This window comes from Oceanobacillus aidingensis (assembly GCF_042654105.1).
Classification (GTDB): Bacteria; Bacillota; Bacilli; order Bacillales; family Amphibacillaceae; genus Oceanobacillus; species Oceanobacillus oncorhynchi.
The window spans coordinates 1-1,681 of sequence record NZ_JBHSFT010000028.1 but is presented as its reverse complement, the minus strand read 5'-3'; the positions used below and the strand labels follow the sequence as shown (position 1 = coordinate 1,681).

The 1,681-nt window shown below is 38.3% G+C and carries 1 protein-coding gene; it reads right to left on the bottom strand.

The genetic code is table 11. From position 1 onward, the window contains the following. Window positions 1-42: 42 nt before the first annotated feature. Window positions 43-1,610, bottom strand: a protein-coding gene (locus tag ACFO3P_RS14540; RefSeq protein ID WP_379542473.1) for an IS3 family transposase whose coding sequence is annotated in 2 segments (ribosomal slippage) — window positions 43-965 and window positions 965-1,610 — 1,569 coding nt in all. Because the reading frame shifts where the segments join, the coding sequence is not laid out codon by codon here. Window positions 1,611-1,681 lie beyond the last annotated feature (71 nt).

The window sequence follows — 1,681 nt, the reverse complement described above, 5'->3', positions numbered from 1 at the left end:
TGAACTGTGCCCCGTCAAGTAGACAGTAAAAAAACAAAAACTCTATGCAACAGCCTGGTCCCGATATTCCAACGGTGTCAGGCTGTTTAATTTCTCCTGGTAACGTTCTTTATTATAAAATTGGATATATCGATCAATATCCTCTACTAATTCTTCAAAGCTCTTATATCGTTTTAAATCATAAGATTCACTTTTAAAATGGCCAAAAAAGCTTTCTACAGGCGCATTATCAATACATTTCCCAACACGGGACATGCTGCGTGTAATCTCGGCTTTTGTTGTCACCAAACGATATTCCCTCGATGTATATTGCGAACCCCGATCACTATGCAGTAAAGGCGTGGCACCTGGATTTGCTTCCAGTGCTGCTTTAATGGTTTCCATAACCAGCTCATTATTGTTATAATAACCAACCTTATAGGCAACAATCGAACCATCATAAAGGTCTTTAATGACGCTTAAATAAGCTTTATGACTCAAGCTGTATTTTAAATGTGTGATATCCGTTACCCATTTCTGATTTGGCTTGTCTGCCGTAAATTCCCGGTTCAAAATATTCTCCTCAATGTTGACGTAGCTTGTTTTGGTAGAATATCCATTCGAACGACGGATAAATGATTTTAAGCCTAATAAAATCATCAAACGACGAATGCGCTTCAGATTATATCGTTTTCCGTATTTGCGATCAATCACCATTCTGATTCGCCGATAGCCATAGATTCCTCCGTACTGTTTAAAAATCATTTGGATTTTCTTGATTAGCCATGCATTTTCGTCTTCTTGTTCGCCTGGTATGTGATGCAGCCACTTATAATATCCAGAGCGGGACACCTTTAAAATATCGCATAGTAATTGAATCGGCGTGCCTGTTTCTTCATGATAGGCATGAATGGCTTCAAATGCCGGGACTTGTTTCCTTAATCGTTCGATCCTCTCCTTTCGATTTCCTCTAACTTTTTTAAGAGACCAGCTTCTGCCTCCAAATATTGATTACGGTGTTCTAATTCCTTAATCCGAAGCTTTAATTTTTCTTCTTCCGTTAGATTTGGCTTAGTTTCTAATGTCTTCCCGCGGCGGTCCTGAAGAGCCTGCTCTCCGTCTTTCTCATATTTACGAACCCAGCTATAAACCTGTTGATAGGAAACTTTATACTTCTCCGCTGCTTGATGATAATTGGAATCATTGGCAATCGCATATTGGACAATCTCTATCCGTTCTTTGAATGTGGTTTTACGTCCTTCGCTCATTTTAACGCTTCCTTTACTAGTGGATTTTATTGCTTTACCACTAGTATAAAGCTTTATCCAACGACGTAAAACGGAAGTGGACGAAATATTAAATTGTTCACATGTTACCTTGAGGCTATTTTCTTGTTCAAGATAGAACGCTACAGCCTGTCTTTTTAATTCCTCTGGGTACTGTTTCCAATTCCTTGCCTCCTTCAATCCATCTATCCCATTACTTTTATATTTGCGAACCCATTCTTTCACCGTATTTTCATACATTTCATATTTTCTTGCGATAGCACTAATCGGTTTCTTTTCTTCCGTCACCTTTTGTACAATCTCCATACGTTCTTCTAGCGTATGTTTGGTTATTCTTTTAGACATTAAAAATACTCCCTTCCTAGTAGGAGAGAATTTTTATTATTTCTCTGTCTACTATAAAGGGAGCATATCAG